The organism is Flavobacterium sp. LPB0248 (genome assembly GCF_013388355.1).
In the GTDB taxonomy this organism is placed as follows: Bacteria; Bacteroidota; Bacteroidia; order Flavobacteriales; family Flavobacteriaceae; genus Flavobacterium.
In genome coordinates this window covers 1479083-1495461 of record NZ_CP058246.1, presented here as the reverse complement: position 1 = coordinate 1495461, position 16379 = coordinate 1479083, and the positions used below count along the sequence as shown (strand labels likewise).

Annotated in this window: 11 protein-coding genes; 6 read left to right on the top strand and 5 right to left on the bottom strand. The window is 33.3% G+C overall.

Features of this window, described 5'->3' with window-relative positions:
- Nucleotides 1-62: 62 nt before the first annotated feature.
- The 4 genes from LPB248_RS06150 to lysS form a co-directional block, all read right to left on the bottom strand.
- Nucleotides 63-2870, bottom strand: coding sequence for a VIT domain-containing protein (locus tag LPB248_RS06150; RefSeq protein WP_177210657.1), 2808 nt, complete (start codon nucleotides 2868-2870; stop codon nucleotides 63-65).
- A 77-nt stretch (nucleotides 2871-2947) separates the two neighbouring features.
- Nucleotides 2948-4093, bottom strand: coding sequence for a serine protease (locus tag LPB248_RS06145; protein WP_177210656.1), 1146 nt, complete (start codon nucleotides 4091-4093; stop codon nucleotides 2948-2950).
- Nucleotides 4094-4451: 358 nt separating this feature from the next.
- The gene (locus LPB248_RS17050) at nucleotides 4452-4577 is read right to left on the bottom strand and encodes a hypothetical protein (RefSeq protein ID WP_255463028.1); all 126 of its coding nucleotides are present in this window, start codon (nucleotides 4575-4577) and stop codon (nucleotides 4452-4454) included.
- A 92-nt stretch (nucleotides 4578-4669) separates the two neighbouring features.
- Entirely contained in the window at nucleotides 4670-6373 is a 1704-nt protein-coding gene (gene lysS, locus LPB248_RS06140; RefSeq protein ID WP_177210655.1) for a lysine--tRNA ligase, read from the bottom strand.
- 292 nt (nucleotides 6374-6665) lie between these two features.
- Here lysS and LPB248_RS06135 point away from each other — a divergent pair, with 292 nt between their 5' ends.
- From LPB248_RS06135 to LPB248_RS06120, 4 genes are all read left to right on the top strand, one after another.
- Entirely contained in the window at nucleotides 6666-7469 is an 804-nt protein-coding gene (locus tag LPB248_RS06135) for a hypothetical protein (protein WP_177210654.1), read from the top strand.
- A gap of 66 nt (nucleotides 7470-7535) precedes the next feature.
- Nucleotides 7536-8285 (top strand): hypothetical protein, encoded by a 750-nt coding sequence (locus LPB248_RS06130; protein ID WP_177210653.1) that lies wholly within the window; start codon nucleotides 7536-7538, stop codon nucleotides 8283-8285.
- Between the two features lie 5 nt (nucleotides 8286-8290).
- A complete protein-coding gene (gene lipB / locus LPB248_RS06125) occupies nucleotides 8291-8989 on the top strand; it encodes a lipoyl(octanoyl) transferase LipB (protein ID WP_177210652.1) in 699 nt (232 codons plus the stop codon).
- A 305-nt stretch (nucleotides 8990-9294) separates the two neighbouring features.
- Nucleotides 9295-10146, top strand: a complete 852-nt coding sequence (locus LPB248_RS06120; RefSeq protein WP_177210651.1) for a nuclear transport factor 2 family protein — start codon at nucleotides 9295-9297, stop codon at nucleotides 10144-10146.
- Nucleotides 10147-10182: 36 nt separating this feature from the next.
- Here LPB248_RS06120 and LPB248_RS06115 read toward each other — a convergent pair whose 3' ends face one another.
- Nucleotides 10183-10845 carry a ribonuclease HII gene (locus LPB248_RS06115; protein WP_177210650.1) on the bottom strand — a complete coding sequence of 221 codons (663 nt, stop codon included), beginning with the start codon at nucleotides 10843-10845 and terminating at the stop codon, nucleotides 10183-10185.
- A gap of 650 nt (nucleotides 10846-11495) precedes the next feature.
- Here LPB248_RS06115 and LPB248_RS06110 point away from each other — a divergent pair.
- The gene (locus LPB248_RS06110) at nucleotides 11496-14780 is read left to right on the top strand and encodes a SusC/RagA family TonB-linked outer membrane protein (protein ID WP_177210649.1); all 3285 of its coding nucleotides are present in this window, start codon (nucleotides 11496-11498) and stop codon (nucleotides 14778-14780) included.
- A gap of 3 nt (nucleotides 14781-14783) precedes the next feature.
- Complete coding sequence (locus tag LPB248_RS06105; protein WP_255463027.1) at nucleotides 14784-16298, top strand: SusD/RagB family nutrient-binding outer membrane lipoprotein; 1515 nt, start codon at nucleotides 14784-14786, stop codon at nucleotides 16296-16298.
- The last annotated feature ends 81 nt before the right edge of the window (nucleotides 16299-16379 follow it).

Genomic DNA, 16379 nt, shown 5'->3' with positions numbered 1-16379 from the left:
AATAAAAAACCCGACAGGTTTTAAAACCTGTCGGGTTTGAATATTAGTAAGCTTTATAATTCCTAAAATTCAAATTCTCCAATTAGAATTTTACTATCACTTTCGCGTTTGTTTTCTTTTTGACTTTGGAAAACAGCAATTTTACGTTCCTGTCTGCCATCAGAATAGTAAAGGTAAACTTCTGCCATTACAGTTGTTGGTCCAGAAAGAATATTCTGTCTCTCACCGAAGAAATTCGTTTTGATTTTATATTTCCCTTTAATCGCTTTTTTCAATAAAAATTGCTCAGGACCAAAACCTTGAGTGAAATCGTTACTTAATCTTCCTCCAATTTCTGTAGATCTATGCGAGTACGAACAATCTTCACCTCTAGGATCTGTAACCCAAAGATCTATATCTGTATTGTCTTTATTCCAGTTAATAACAATACGAATGTCGACTGGAAGATTTGCTTTTAAACGATCATCTACTTTACTTGCATCAACATTTTTGTTTTGGCTCAAAATGTTATTGATTTCCATAATCAAAATCTCTTCAATACCATTATCTCTAATAGAAATCTCATCGGTATATTCCTGATAAAGCATGCCTTTATAGATGTTAAGAGCTTCTTGAGGTTTTTTATTGTCAACTAAAGCTAATGCATAATCTCTGTGGCTTTGAGGATCAAAAGGTCTCCACTCAAGAATTTTTTGGGTAATCCACAATTCTTTTTCATAATTACCTCTTTGTTTCAATAGATACGATATTGTCTTATATAACTCTTCATTTTCTAAATCAAGTTCTGCTAATGTGCTTAAAACCTTTAGAGAAAGTGCTTTGTCTCCTTTTTTGAATAAGAGTTTAGAAACATCAAAATAATAGGTTACCTGTTTCTCATATTTCGGACGATTTTCAAGATATTTCTGGTAGATCAATTCAGGCGATTGTAAGGACTGAAAATCTTTCATATACTCTTGAGTACTTTCTACATCTATTAAGGTTATTTTACCTGTAGCTGTTTTTTTGTCGCCTGCTCTACTTTCTGCAGAATATACAGCATTATCGCTAACAACACTTTCTTCTGCCGACGACAATTTTTGTGACTGTTTAGAAATGGTAGGATACTGTTTTTTTTCTGTAGGTTTAAATTCGCTATTCCACCAAGTTGTCAATTCTCGTGTTTTATCAAAAGCTTTAGATAGAAGATTTCTTCTTTTTTCTAAGATTTGTTTTTTGTTTTGCGAAACGATTCTGTTGTATTCAGGTAATAATTCCTGTGGAGGAGTAATGCCAAAACGCACATAATCATTAACATCTTCCAATACGATAAGACTCGTGTTCTTGCTTACAACCCCAAACTGTTCGCTCAGATTTCTAATTTCATCGCTGTTTTGTGTTGAGTTAAGTTCAAGATCATTAATTTTTCTTTGCGCCCAAAATTGTGCAAGAGGCCAATTGTCTACTTGTACAGCGTTAGTAAAATCTACAGGCACTTCAAATTTCTTGTCTCCGACTGAAAAAACAGCAATAAGTTTACTCAAGTTTGAAGATGAAATTCCGAATATATTCACTGGTTCGTTTACGGCAGTTCCAACATTTGGAAACAATTCCTGAAGCGTATTTGTTTCTTTAAAGCCTAAAAATACAATCGGAAGTCTTTTATACGTTTTTAGAGCAGATTGCGTATCTAATTCGTTAAGATTGATAAAATTTCCTCCAGATTGTGATGCTAAAAGTTTCAGCAAATTAAAATCAGAAGTCGGTGTGCTCGTTATAGTGTTGACCGGTTTTTTGAATTTTAAAGTTAAATCTCCAAAATTTGAAATTCCGTCAGAAAATAAAAGATATTCGTCTATTGGCGAAATTTCTTTTAAAGCACTAAAGTCGGTTCCGCCATCATATTTCAGATTAAGAATTCTGTCTTTTAAGGCATTCCAGTTTCCTCCAGAAACGGTGAATTCTTCTGTTTTTTCAAGGATATTGTTTAAAAGGACAAAAGAGACTGCAACATTCTTGTTGTCTGAAAAATACGCATTAAGAAAGTCCAGTTCTTTTTGACGATCTCTCTTTGATCCGCTGAATGAATTATCCCAAATAATAGCAATTTTTTGAGATTTTGCTTTTTCCTTTACAGGGAAATTCATCGCAACACTTGCTGCAAAATAAGATTTGTCGTCAGAAGCTTTTTGAAGCATCACATTCGACGATTCGTTTACTTTTGGAATAGCTATTTTAAGGCTTTCATTTGGTGTAAAATTAACTTTATTAATTTCAGCAATCCATTGATTTCCTTTCTTCTGAAAAGTAAAACTTCCATCTGGATTTTCTGTAATTTTAGGAGTGCTCAGACTTTCATTAACTATTACTTTCAGATTGAATTTTGGAATGCTAATAGCGTTGGCAAAACTTAAAAAATATTGATAATCAGTAGTCGAATTTTTCAATTCCTGATTGTACGTAATTCTAATAAATCGGCTGCCTCTAGCTGTAATTGGATAAATTCTAGTTCTGAAATTGTTTCCAGCTACTTTTTCAATAATACCTGGATCTACATTTCTTTTTTCAATACTTTCAAATACTTCTTTAGCTCGTTCTTTTGGAACAGGAACGGCATCTCTTAAGCTTCCGTTAATGTCCAAAGCATAACCGCTTACGCTAACTCCTTCTGGCAATGGAAGTGTAAAATTCCCTTCTAAAATTCTGTCTCCAGGATTGTAAAAAGTATAAGTAGCTGTAGTGGAAGCAAGATTTCCTAAAATTTTGGTTTCAATTTTTACCTCCTGTAAGATTACCGAATTTTTTTTCTGATTTTCGATATCCAGAGTTGGAATCTGTGAAAAAGCGACACCACAGAATAGTAGTGCACATAAACTAAAAAATTTATTCATAATTAATTAAGTCGATTTTTTGTTTGGTTGGAAAAGTGAAAACCTGATTAGATTTTTTTTTTTTGGATTTTTTCAAATTAGAGTGCTTGAATATGTTTAGCCACAATTCCAAAGTTGAAACCCTGAACCTGATCGAATCCACTGAAATTAACTGCAATCAATTGTCCACATTCATTAAAAACAGGCGAACCACTAGCACCATGTGTAGAAGTTATACTGTATTGAATTTTGTTGCCATCAGATTCTTTACTTATTTGACCATTGTAAAGCTGCACTTTTATACCAGAATTGGTCTGTGCCAAATCTATTCCCATCGGATAGCCCACCATTATCGCTTTTTGCCCTGGAGCAAGAGAGCTGTCATTGTCAACAATATTGTCAAGACTTATAATATTGGTAACGGTTTTAGGAGTTTTATGATCAGCTACTTGCAAAATACCTAAATCAATATTGCTGTCATCTGAAACTTTTTTCATTTCACAATTAATCCATTCGCTATCAGAATTATGAAGTGCAACTTGAATGTCTACCGTTTTTACATATACTTCAATGTTTTCTGCAGAAACATATTCTTTTACAGGAATAGATGCTGCGATATCAGTTGATACTTGCGATGTATCTGTTTCTGTTTCATTAGAACTAACAAATTCTTCACCCGCTGACTCAGTAGTCTCTTCACTCGATTCTTCATACTCTCCCTCTCCTTCGCCTTCATCATAAGAGACTGAAGCATGTGACCAATTGTTACTAATAAAACTTTCATAGTCATCTTCAGAAACATCGGTAGTAAGGATAGAAGCAATCTTCATTCGCAGATTTCGAATATTAGTATTTACTTTTTCACTTTCTTCTTCAGTTGAATTCCAAGGCTGTAAAACATGTCTATTGGTAATCATGTCTCCTTCTGTATCTACAAAAAAGCCTGTTCCGTAAATGGTTTCTTCCTTGGCATCTTCAACATTAAGAGGAATTTCTTTTCCATTAATTTTAGCAAAATAGCCATATTTATGCTTTACAAGTACAACGGCATTTTTGTAAGTATCATAGATTTTGGTATCTGTGCCTAAACAAACAGCTTCTTTTTTGGGAGTAAAATATTTAAATCCTAAAAAGCCGGCGGCCGAGATAAAGATAACAGCGATGATAGCAATTTTGTAACGATTTCTCTTTTTGTTGACTGTTGTTTCTAAGTCTTCGTTTGGGGCGATTTTTCTAATTTTCATTTAAAGGATTGGTTGAAAAAATGTTAATTGAATGGGTTTGGGTTAAAAAAAAATAGACTTTATACAAAGTCTATTTTTTCTTCAAATGTAGTAATTTGTTTGCTAAAAAAAAGCAAAAACAAAATCAATTGTATATTCAATGCCAGCCGAATTTTGTTTTGTTTTTTAATGTTATAGCAAGGCTTCTGAAAGTATTTTCTTGGAAAACAATTTAGAAAAAGTAAAGTATTGTTTTTCAGTTTTTTAAAAATGAGTTTTGATTTTTGTTTTAAATAGAGGTAGGAAGAAATATTCGTTTTAAAAAAGAAATCCGAAAGGTTTTTTAAAGCTGTCGGGTTTGTTGCATAAATTAAGAAAGTCACTCTAGGTCTTCTCTGTCTAAATCTTCTTGAGAAATGACCCTGCCATGTTTTATATCTTCTTCACTTTGTCTAATGATGTCTATTTCGTCTTGATCAAATTGATGAATTTCTTGATTATTCATGGTTAAGGTGTTTTTTGTTTAGACAATTTAAATAAAAAAGCCCAGCAGATTTAAACCTGCTGGGCTGTATTTATAATAAAATAAGACAAAATTTACCCCACCAATTCCACAAATTTAAACTCGCCGTCAACGACAACTTTGGTCAAACCGTGTTTAGATAAGTTTTTCATAGAAGCATCCCATTTTTTACCGCTTAAGTTAGCTGTAATTTTTAGTTGCGTTAAATCCATTCTATTTTCATTTTTAGTAAGCAAGTCAATGATGAATTTTTCTTCGTCAGAAAGTTCGATTTGAGCTTGTTTTTTCTCAGGACGCATTTGTGGGAACAATAAAACTTCTTGAATCGAAGCATTGTTTGTTAAATACATAATCAAACGATCCATTCCAATTCCCATTCCAGAAGTAGGAGGCATACCGTACTCAAGAGCTCTTAAGAAATCTTCGTCGATAATTCCGTTTGCTTCGTCATCACCTTTTGCAGCCAAACGCATTTGATCTTCAAAACGCTCTCTTTGATCAATTGGGTCATTCAATTCAGAATAAGCATTTGCGATTTCTTTTCCGCAAACCATTAATTCAAAACGCTCAGTCAAATCTGGATTATCGCGGTGCTCTTTACAAAGCGGAGACATTTCTTTTGGATAATCTGTAATGAAAGTTGGCTGAATATAATTTCCTTCACATTTTGCTCCAAAAATCTCATCAATCAATTTTCCTTTACCCATTGTTTCGTCAACCTCGATTCCCATTCCGCGTGCTGCTTCAAACAATTCTTGTTCTGTTTTTCCAGAGATATCAAAACCAGTAAAATGTTTGATAGAATCTGTCATTGTAACACGAGCGTAAGGCGCTTTAAAGTTGATTTTGTGGTCGCCAAAAGTCACTTCACTTGTGCCATTTACAGCAATTGCACAATGCTCCAATAAACCTTCAGCAAATTCCATCATCCAGTTGTAGTCTTTGTAAGCTACATATATTTCCATTGCAGTAAACTCAGGATTATGCGTTCTGTCCATACCTTCGTTACGGAAGTTTCTAGAAAACTCATAAACACCTTCAAATCCACCAACAATTAATCTTTTTAAGTATAACTCATTCGCAATACGCATGTAAAGCGGAATATCAAGCGAGTTGTGGTGCGTAATAAATGGTCTTGCCGAAGCTCCACCAGGAATAGATTGTAAAACTGGAGTGTCAACCTCTAAATATCCTGCATCGTTAAAATACCCACGCATTGCAGTAAATAACTTAGTACGTTTAATAAAAGTTTCTTTTACCTGTGGATTTACAGTTAAATCTACATAACGCATTCTGTAACGCAATTCAGCATCGTTGAAAGCATCGTGCACATTTCCTTCTTCGTCAACTTTTGGTAAAGGTAACGGACGTAATGTTTTGCTTAAGAAAGTAAAACCAGTTACACGAATACATTTTGCGCCAACTTGTGTAGTAAACAATTCACCTTCAATACCAATAAAATCACCTAAATCGGTTAATTTTTTAAATACTTGGTTGTATAAAGTTTTATCATCACCTTCGCATAAAACATCACGGTTTACGTATAATTGAATACGCCCTTCGCTGTCTTGTAATTCAGCAAAACAAGCCTTACCCTGATCACGAACACTCATCAAACGTCCCGCAACGATAACCTTCTTACCTTCCTCAAAAGTTTCCTTTATCTGCTTCGAAGTATGATTTACAGGAAAAAGATTAGCTGGATAAGGATTGATTCCCAGATTGCGTAAATTTTGAAGTTTTTCTCTTCTGATGATTTCTTGTTCTGATAATGCCATTTTTATGCTATTTTTTTAAGTGTGCAAAGATAAAGAAAAGAATGCAGATTTTAGAATGCAGTTTTTAGATTTTTTGTGACATCAATTTATTGGGTTTCAATCACCTTTAACAACATTGGTCGCTGTTAGAATAAATTCATTTTTAACAAATATAAAATCGATTACAATGCCAAAAGTTTGATTTATAGCTTTTTGATAAACCTTGAAATATCAAATTGGAAGTTGCTTTAAAATGAAACTCAAAAAAATCTTAAAAGAAAGTATCTTCGCTCGAATAACTTAAACCTCAATTATGAAAAGAATTCTACTTTGCTTTTTTATTGTATTTTGTATTACAAGCTGTACCCTTAAGGAAAAAATGGTCATGAATGAAGATGGATCTGGAACTTTTTCTTATGGTTTTGATATGTCTCCGATGTACAAACTGGGAATGCAAAAAAGTGATTCGACTAAAGTCAATAAAGTCGTAGACACTACTTTTACCTTCAAAGATGTTCTTGCTAAAATAAAAGACAGTCTTTCTAAATTGCCAAATGCAGATAAGGAAAAAATTGCGATGTTAGAGAAAGAAAAAGAGAAGCTTAAGATTCTAGAGAATTTTAAGGTAAGCATCAAGGTAAACGACGAAAAAAAGCAATTCGAATATAGTATGGCATTCGATTTTCCTAGCGGAACAGATTTTAAATCTATTGCAACACCGGCCGAAAGTTTGGAAGCTCTTGCTGCTGCAGACAAAAAAAGATTGGGAGCTTTAAGTGCTGCTCCAAAGCCGGAAGAAAAGTCTAATACTACTATTTTTTATGATGGTAAGGTCTTTATTAAGTCGGTAACACCTTCTAAAGACGATAAAAAAACTAAAAAGAAAAAAGAAGTTAAGAAAGAAAAAAGCGATGATCCCTTCTCAAAAAAGATGGAAGAAATGCTTAAAGAGTGTAAGTACATTGCCGAATATCAGTTTCCTAAAAAGATTAAAACTGTTTCGATAAAGAATGCTGTAATAGCGTCAGATCGTAAAAGTTTTACTGTAGAAATCCCCTTAGATAATATGCAGGAAAGCAGTGTAGATTTTGGTTTCAAAGTCGAATTTGAGCAATAATTGGAAGCTTTCAATAAAATGCATTTTTAAAAATAGTCTTTGTATCTTTGATAAAAATATACTGCGATGAAATTATATAAATTACTTAGTTTTTCTTTTTTAATAGCCACGTTAACCAGCTGTACTTTTACTGAAAATATTTACATCAATGATAACGGAAGTGGAAAATTTTCGGTTGACATGGACGGTTCAGCCTTAATGGAAATGGCTGGAGATCAAATTGCTGGTCAGATGGGAGAAAGTGCTAAGAAAGATATAGATACTACTTTTACTTTCAAACAAGTATTTGAAGAGAAAAAAGACAGTATTGCTAAGTTGTCTCCAGAAACACAGAAAGAACTTAAAAAGCTCGAAAATTTCGTTGTATCAACAAAAATGAGCTCAGAAAAAAAGCAATTTTTAATGACTTTAGGAACTGATTTTAAAAATGTAAATGAACTTCAGGACGTTTTACAGACTTTAAGCACACTTCAGAAAATAGAAGGTGGAGCCAGTACGCCTCTTGGAAGTGGTTTAGGAGATAACGGCAGTAAATTAAGCTATACTTACGACGGAAAGAAATTTACAAGAAAAGCAGTAATCGATCAGCAAAAATTGGCAGCAAAGGCAAAAGATACAGCAGCAGATATGTCTAAAATGATGTTTGCTTCTTCTAGTTACATCGTGAAATATCATTTTCCGAAAAAAATTAAGAAAGTCTCTAATCCAAGTGCTTTGTTTAGCGACGATCGAAAATCAATTACAATTCAATACTCTTTTACGGATTATATGGAGAATCCCGACAAACTAAACTTTGATGTTGAGTTTGAAAAATAATTAAAATGAACAAAAAAATCCAACTTCAGGATCTGGGCAAGAAAGACTATAAATCGACTTGGGAATATCAGGAAGAACTTTTCAAAGATGTGGTCGATTTAAAAATCAAAAACAGAAGAGAAGAATTAGATCTGCCAACACCAAATTATTTACTTTTTGTTGAGCATCCTCATGTTTATACTTTAGGAAAAAGCGGTGATCTCGAAAATTTATTATTAAACGAAAAACAGTTAGAAGCCAAAGGAGCTACTTTTTATAAAATCAATCGTGGCGGCGATATTACGTATCATGGACCTGGACAGATTGTCGGTTATCCGATTTTGGATTTAGAGAATTTCTTTACTGACATTCATAAATACCTTCGTTTGCTAGAAGAATCAATTATTTTGACTTTGGCCGAATATGGTTTAGAATCGGGAAGAAGTGAAGGAGAAACAGGTGTTTGGCTTGGTGTAGGAACTCCGTTTGCTCGTAAGATTTGCGCAATGGGTGTTCGAGCTTCACGCTGGGTGACTATGCACGGATTTGCCTTAAATGCAAATGTCGATTTAGGCTATTTTGATAATATTATTCCGTGCGGTATTCGAGGAAAAGGAGTTACTTCGTTAAACGTTGAGCTTGGCGTAGAAAAAGTAGATGAAGAAGAAGTAAAATCTAAAATCATCAAACATTTAACTGAGCTGTTCGAAGCTGAATTTGTTTAAAAATTGCTAATAATATAAAAACCCGTTTCAGACATTCTGTTTGAAACGGGTTTTTATTTTGAGGGATAAATTAGTCTGTATTTGTGCATCATTATAGAGGTCTTGACTCGGGATTTGAAGCTTGTTTTTTAAATAGAAACCTTTTTTTTCTTAAATTTATATTCAAAAAACTGAAAAACCATTTCTCAAAAGTTAAGATTTTGAAGGGATGGCAAATTCTAGACTTCTTGTAATTCTCTTAGCTATTTATGCTAAATTTGGTTTTATACTATTAAATTTAAATTTCATTTTATTCCTGATTGCTTATGAGAAAAATTTACTTATTCTGTTTACTTTTTGTACTTAATGGTCTTTTTGCCCAAAAGAAAGATAAATTATATCCAGTTGCAGTTTACGAAAAGGTGTGGCAGGAAAAAAACAGCGATACCAGATTAAAGATGATTAAATCGATTTGGTTGGAAGATAGTACTTTTGAAGACCCTTCGGCCTCTATAAAAGGAATCGCAGCATTCAATAATGTTATCAACGAATTTTACAAGAAAAATCCAGATGCCATATTAACATCGGGACCAAAAATTGTAAAAGACAATTATGTAACATGGGAATGGAAAATTCTGGATTCTAAAAACAATCTTATAATGGCTGGACGTGATTTTGCACGTTTAAACGGTAAAGGTCAGGTTAGTAAAATTATTGGTTTCTGGGATAAAGGAGCGACCTTGTCTGAAGCAGATATTTTAAAAAATCTAGAAGCTGATAATCTAAAAGTTGTAGCAAAATATTACGAAAGTCTTTTTAAAACAAGAGATTTTGATGCGTTGGCTACTGTTGTGGCAGATGGAGCGGTTTACAATCAGGCTATAGGTTTGCCTTACGGAGGAACTTATACAGGTTTTAGTGAATGGGCAAAAATGTTTGCAAAATCGACAGAATTTTTTGATTTACAGATAGAAAAAGAACCGACTTATTTTAGCGATGCTTCTAAAAACGAAGTAATTATTTATTTCACAATAAGTTGTAAATCTAAAAAGTCAGGCAAAACGATGTCTGTTCCGATTTCAGAACATTTCGACTTAAAGGATAGTAAAATTACTTCTGTTAGACCTTTTTACTATGACACAAAAACATTTGCTGAGTTTTTAAAAAGCAAAAAGTAATAAAAAAAACGACCTATTTCTAGGTCGTTTTTTTTATTAAAATAAATCGAGTTCTAATTGCTCAGGCAAAAGCCTAAAACTCATTCTATGATATTTTGTAGTTCCAAATTCCTTAATTGCCTCTCGATGTTCTTTGGTTGGATATCCTTTATTTTTTTTCCAGTTGTACATCGGAAATTCTTCGTGAATTTTATCCATATATTCGTCACGATACGTTTTTGCCAAAACAGATGCAGCGGCAATACTTAGGTATTTTCCATCTCCCTTTATAATACTTTGATTAGGAATCGATTTTAGAAGCGCAATTTCATCTTGAGTAAACTGTTTTCCAAAAGTGTTTTTAAGCCCTAGTTTAGCGTTTAAAGAGCGATTTCCGTCAACAATAATATATTCAGGAACATGTTTTAATTTTAAAATACATTCTTGCATTCCTTTCATTGATGCATTTAGAATGTTTATTTCATCTATTTCATCCGGAAATAGATGTGTAACGGCAAAACAAACTGCCTGTTCTTCGATAATAGGTCTTAAAAGCGCTCTAGTTTTTTCAGACAATTGCTTACTGTCATTTAGAAGTTTATTTTCAAAATGTTTGGGTAAGATTATAGCGGCAGCAGTAACTGGTCCAGCCAGACATCCTCTGCCGGCTTCATCAGTTCCAGTTTCTAAAATAAATCCTGAGAAATTTTTTTCGAGCATTTTTTAGGTTTTTTAAAAAGCAAATATGGTTCTTTTTTTCCTAAAAATCGTTAATGGATTCAAATCAGAACCTATGAAAATTTGTGTTTTTTGGAATGGTTATAAAGCAAGTTAAAATTGATCAAATTTGGTGATTTTTCAAATTGACTAAAAAGTGGAGTCTTTAATAAAAACAGGAGAAAACGCTTGAGTTTTATGATTTTTTTTGCAAAGTATATAATTATGAATTTTTAGAAAATTGATTTCAAAAGAGTTTTGCGAAACTTAGAAGAATTGATTTACAATTTATTACAAATCTATAAGTAAGTATAAAGTGAAAATTTGTCAAATAAAACATTTTCAATGCAGAATGTTTTATTTTTTTACTAAATAAGTAAGATATTACTTAGTTACTTTTTGCTTTTTTTTGCCCTTTTCTTGAGGTTATTCCTGCTTTAAATGTTAAATAAATGTTAATATTGTGATTAATAAAATTACAGTAATTTATGAATAAAATTATGTATAGTATTAGTTTTGTGATAATTAAATGTTTTTAAATAACCAGATGTTAAAAAAATATTAAAAAATAGTTATACGTTACCCAAAAATCGGGTTGTTGCTTTAAGAAAATATTAAGATGTTTGCGACTTACTAATTCAAAATTTTTAAAAATGAAACTAAAGTTAAATGGATTCTTAGTGCTTCTGGTGGCGCTGATTACGCAACTAACCTTTGCGCAAGAAAGAACTGTTTCGGGTGTGGTTTCCGATAATGCAGGAATGCCTCTTCCAGGTGTGAGTGTATTAGTTAAAGGAACTAAAAGCGGAACGCAAACAGATTTTGATGGAAAATTCTCTATCAAAGCATCGTCAAGCGAAGTCTTGATTTTTACTTACATTGGAATGAAAACGCAAGAAGTTGTAGCTAGTTCTACATCATTAAGTGTAAAATTAACTAGTAATACTACAGAGTTAGAAAGTGTTGTGGTTACAGCCCTTGGTATTAAGAGAGAGAAAAAAGCTCTTGGATACGCTACTCAGGAAATAAAAGGAGAGGATTTAGTTGGAGGGACTGCAAGCGCAAACTTTCTTAACGATCTTTCTGGGAAATCTGCTGGGGTATATATTAGAAAAAATACAAACTTTGGAGGATCTACAAGCGTAGTTTCAAGAGGTGTTAAAAGTCTTACAGGAAACAACCAGATGCTTATTGTTATAGATGGTATGCCTATTAATAATAGCAACGTAAACTCAAGCCAAGGTTCGCAAACACAAGGAGCTCGTAATACTTATGATTACGGTAATGCTGGTATGGATATTAATTCTGATGATATCGAATCATTAAACATATTGAAAGGTGCTGCGGCATCTGCATTATATGGGTTTCAAGCTGGTAATGGTGTAATTATGATTACTACTAAAAAAGGAAAAGCTCAAAAAGGTATGGGAGTTACTGTTTCTAGTGAGTTTGGTGTTGGTTCTGTTGATAAAAAAACTTTCCCTGTTTACCAAAACAAATACGGACAGGGTTATGGACCAACTTATGATGCAGCAGGAAATCCAAAAGGTACTCCAGTTGGGCCAACAGGAGCATTTTTTGTTATAGATAAAAGTGGTAACCAAGTGGTAAGTACTACAGATGATGCTTCTTACGGTGTTGCGTTTGATCCAAATCTTTCTGTTTATACTTGGGAATCTTATACTCCATTTTCTTCAAAATTTGGACAAAAATCTCCATGGGTAGCGGCTAAAAATGGTCCAATTACATTTTTTCAAACTGCTCAAACCTTCAATAACACAATCTCTTTTGAAGGTAGTACGGATAAAAACAATTTTGTTGTCAATTACAATAACTATAAAGAGACTGGTATTTTGCCAAATAGTGAATTGAAGAAAAATAACGCAAGTATTAAATTCAACCACAAAATGACAGATAAATTATCTGTAAGTATTTTTGCAAATTATTTAGCACAAACTACAATGGGTAGAAATACTACTGGTTACGGTGGTGATAACGTTGCAGGTTTATTCCGTCAATGGTGGGGAACTAACGTAGATATTCAATCTCAGAAAGAAGCTTTTAATAATTCAGGAGGGCAAAATATTTCATGGAACATGGCTGATCCTGCGAATGGAAATACAAGTCCTAAATATTGGGACAACCCATATTTTACAAGATATAGAAATTACCAAAATGACGAAAGAAACCGTTTCATCGGTTATGGTCAGTTCGATTATAAATTCACAGATTGGTTAAACGCTACAGGGAAAGTAAGTACTGATTCTTATTCAGAATTACGTGAAGAGAGAAAAGCGGTAGGATCTTTGGCTGGAACATTTGGAATTAACCGTTTAGCTGTTGGTTCGGGGTACCAAAAATATAGTGGTATGTTTTCTGAGCAAAACTATCAGTTTACCTTAAACTTCAATAAAAAACTTACTGAAGATTTTTCATTGACAGGTTTAGTTGGATACAATGCTTTAAGAACTAGACGTAGCTCTACATTGGCTTCTACAGATGGAGGATTAATTATCCCAGGAATCTATGCATTATCAAATTCGGTAAATCCTTCTCCATTCCCGGTTGAGACTGAAGATAATTCAGCGGTAAACAGTGTTTATGCATCTGCTTCAGTAGGATTTAGAGATTTTCTTTATGTGGAAGGAACTGTACGTAATGATGCATTCTCGATGTTGCCAAAAGGTAATAATGATGTTAATACATACTCAGCTTCTGCGAGTTATGTTTTTACAAAACATATTAATGCGCCATGGTTAACTTTTGGTAAATTTAGAGCGAGTTATGCTGAGAATCCACAAGGAGGTATTGATCTTTATGCATTACAAGATGTATTTACTAAATTTAACCCATTTGGTTCAAACCAACTTTATTCAAGACCAAACATTGGTAATAACTTAAATTTGCACCCTGTAAAAACTACATCTAAAGAACTTGGTTTAGAGATGCAATTCCTTGACAGAAGAGTAGGTTTTGAGGCAAGTGTTTATAAAAGTTTAAGTGCAGATCAAATTTTTCCAGTAGATTATTCTACTGCAACAGGGTACTCTTCTAAATATGTAAATGCAGGATCGGTAGAAAATAAAGGTATTGAGGTGATATTCAATGCAGTTCCTGTTAAAACAAAAGATTTTCAATGGGATTTAGGTGTAAACTGGTCTAAAAATGAGAATACGGTTGTAGCTTTAGCTCCGGGTGTTGATGTTTTAACAATTGGTACATTCCAAGGTGGTGTTAGTATCGTTGGTACAAAAGGGCATGCTTATGGAGATATCCTAGGAAAAGATTATATCTACAAAGACGGACAAAGAGTAACTAAAAATGGAGTGTATTTACAAACTGCCACTACTAATAATGTAATTGGTAATGTTACTCCAGATTGGATTGGTGGCTTCCGTAACAAATTTACATACAAACAAGTGTCTCTAGGTTTCTTAATTGATGTTCAAAAAGGAGGAGATATTTTCTCTCTTGATCAATATTACGGACAAAGCTCTGGTTTATATACTTCAACAGCAGGAAACAACGAGCTTGGAAACCCTGTAAGAAATACATTGGCAAATGGTGGAGGTGTTATTTTGCCAGGAGTAAATGAAGACGGAACTCCAAATACTACAAGAACACCAAGCCCTGAAGTAGCTGGAAGTATCTATGGTTACAATAATAATCCACAAAAAGCATTTGTTTACGATGCAAGTTATGTGAAATTAAGAGAAGTAAATATTACTTACAGTTTCCCTAAACAATTTATAGCTAAAGCAGGTTTGAATGATTTACGTCTTTCTTTAGTAGGTTCTAACTTATGGATCATCAGTAAAAATCTTCCAGATGCAGATCCAGAAAGTGGTCTAAGTTCAGGTAACTTATCATCAGGTTATTCAGGAGGTTCACTTCCGACAACAAGAAACATTGGTTGTAACCTAACATTAAAATTTTAAATCATGAAAAAAGTACTTTTATTAATGTCTGTGGTAGGTATGATGGTTTCGTGCAGCCAGGACATTACAGATATGAATGTTGATCCGAAAAGACCAACAACCACCAAAGCGGAATATTTGTTTACAAATGCTGAGAAAAAATTAGTAGATCAAATGGTTAGTACTAGTGTGAATAATAACGTTTTTAGATTATTTGCACAACAATGGACAGAGACCACTTATCCAGATGAAAGCCAGTATAACATAACAAACAGAAAAATTCCTGATACGCACTTTTTAGTTATGTACAGAGATGTTCTAGCTGATTTTCACGATTCAAGAGTTATGATTGCAGCAACAACTACTGCAACTCCTGCTGACGAAGCAGTTAAGCAAAATAAATTAGCGCTTATTGATATTTTGGAAGCTTACACTTATAGTGTATTGGTAGATACTTTTGGAAATATCCCTTATTCGCAAGCAATTGATATTGAGAAATATCCTTTGCCAGCTTATGATGATGCAAAAACTATCTATCAGGATCTTATTAAAAGATTAACTGCAGATGTTGCGATTTTAAAAACAAATAATGCAGCAGCTAATTTTGGTGCGGCAGATATTATCTATTCAGGTAATGCTGCAAGTACTGCAAAATGGGCTAAATTTGCTAATTCATTGATCATTAGAATGGCTGTTAATATGTCTGATATTGATCCGGCTTATGCTACTGCTCAAGTTCAGGCAGCTCTTGCTTCTGGTGCTTTGGCTAATAATAATGATAATACAAAATTGACTTATTTAACTACATCAGGAAATCAAAATCCATTGTATGCTGATTTAGTAACTAGCCAGAGATTTGATTTTATTCCTGCTGAGCCTTTCGTTTCTGCTATGGACGCTATTATTGCTGGCGGTGACCCAAGGATGCCTAAATATTTTACTAACCTAACTGCTCCAGCTCCAGTTATTCCTGCAGGAAGAACATTTGTTGGTGGAACGTATGGCGCAGGAAATGTTTATACATCTTACTCACAAATATCATCTACATTAAATAATCCTGCTTTTCCTGGAACTATCTTTGATTTCGCTGAGTTGAATTTCTTATTAGCAGAAGCTGCTGAGAAAAGTTTAATTCCAGGTGGTTCTGCTCAAGCAAAAGTATACTACGACGCTGGTATTAGAGCTTCTATGGCTGACTGGGGAGTAACTAATACTGCTGCTATTGATGCTTATATTGCGAGCCCAAAAGTAGATTATAATAATCCGTTAAGTGGAGCTACGTATAAAGAAAAAATTGGTAATCAAGCATGGTTTGCTCTTTATAATAGAGGATACGAAGCTTGGACATCTTACAGAAGATTAGATTTCCCAGTTTTAAAAGCGCCTCAAGCAGCTATAAACAAACTTATTTTCACTGTACCAGTTAGATATACTTATCCAGGTGTAGAAGCAAGTATCAATAAAACAAATTATACTAAAGCAGCTTCTGATATTGGTGGAGATTTATTAAATACTAAATTGTTCTGGGATAAATTCTAATCTTTAGAATATACCCTATATCAATTAAGTTGATGATTCAAAGTAAATTATACCCAGTTTTGGGATAAGAAAAATAAATAT

What these genes read in the sequence shown, in the direction of transcription:
- LPB248_RS06150 (WP_177210657.1), bottom strand. Translation starts at nt 2,870, where the DNA reads ATGAATAAATTTTTTAGTTTATGTGCACTACTATTCTGTGGTGTCGCT.
- LPB248_RS06115 (WP_177210650.1), bottom strand. Translation starts at nt 10,845, where the DNA reads ATGCTCGAAAAAAATTTCTCAGGATTTATTTTAGAAACTGGAACTGAT.
- LPB248_RS06130 (WP_177210653.1), top strand. Translation starts at nt 7,536, where the DNA reads ATGAAATTATATAAATTACTTAGTTTTTCTTTTTTAATAGCCACGTTA.
- lysS (WP_177210655.1), bottom strand. Translation starts at nt 6,373, where the DNA reads ATGGCATTATCAGAACAAGAAATCATCAGAAGAGAAAAACTTCAAAAT.
- lipB (WP_177210652.1), top strand. Translation starts at nt 8,291, where the DNA reads ATGAACAAAAAAATCCAACTTCAGGATCTGGGCAAGAAAGACTATAAA.
- LPB248_RS06120 (WP_177210651.1), top strand. Translation starts at nt 9,295, where the DNA reads ATGAGAAAAATTTACTTATTCTGTTTACTTTTTGTACTTAATGGTCTT.
- LPB248_RS06105 (WP_255463027.1), top strand. Translation starts at nt 14,784, where the DNA reads ATGAAAAAAGTACTTTTATTAATGTCTGTGGTAGGTATGATGGTTTCG.
- LPB248_RS17050 (WP_255463028.1), bottom strand. Translation starts at nt 4,577, where the DNA reads ATGAATAATCAAGAAATTCATCAATTTGATCAAGACGAAATAGACATC.
- LPB248_RS06110 (WP_177210649.1), top strand. Translation starts at nt 11,496, where the DNA reads ATGAAACTAAAGTTAAATGGATTCTTAGTGCTTCTGGTGGCGCTGATT.
- LPB248_RS06145 (WP_177210656.1), bottom strand. Translation starts at nt 4,093, where the DNA reads ATGAAAATTAGAAAAATCGCCCCAAACGAAGACTTAGAAACAACAGTC.
- LPB248_RS06135 (WP_177210654.1), top strand. Translation starts at nt 6,666, where the DNA reads ATGAAAAGAATTCTACTTTGCTTTTTTATTGTATTTTGTATTACAAGC.